A 559-nucleotide genomic window follows, 5' to 3' on the forward strand; every position below is an offset into this window, starting at 1 on the left:
ATCCAAACCGGCGGCGATGGACGGTTGACACAGACTACGATGGAACGCATTCGGGGTGATATGCAATTCATTACCGAGTTACTTGCGAAAAACCGGGCGCACATAGCTGATTTGGAAAAGAAGGCGAAAAACTATGCCGGGCAACTCGGGCAATCCAAGGGATTGCAAGCCACCATCGTTCGTTTGCAAACCGACTTGAGTGCAAAAGATGCTGAAATAGCTGCATTGAAGGCAGAATTGGCAAAAAAAGACCGGTTGATTGAAGACCTGACGTTCGACAATATGGATCTTGAAGCCAAGATACAAGCCCTGAAGGAAAAAGATACGAAGCAAAGGGCGATGATTGCACGCCAACAGATAGAAATTCGCAAAGTTTACTATTGTTTTGGTACTGCCAAAGAGTTGAAGACCCAACGGATTGCGCTCAAAGGTCAGTTAGGTACCAATTTTAATAGCAATTATTTCATTGAGGCTGACAAGATTGCACTGAAAACGATACAACTGTTCGCCAAAAAAGCCAAGTTGGTTTCCAAACATCCGATAGGGAGCTATCAATTTG

At 44.5% G+C, this 559-nt stretch carries 1 protein-coding gene; it reads left to right on the top strand.

Annotated elements, in window-relative coordinates; translation table 11 throughout:
- Nucleotides 1-559, top strand: a 559-nt coding sequence (locus ASC50_RS03515; RefSeq protein ID WP_478209963.1) for a Cbp1 family collagen-binding glycoprotein adhesin, incomplete at both ends; no start/stop codon positions are given.

This window comes from Candidatus Symbiothrix dinenymphae, from assembly GCF_001431085.1.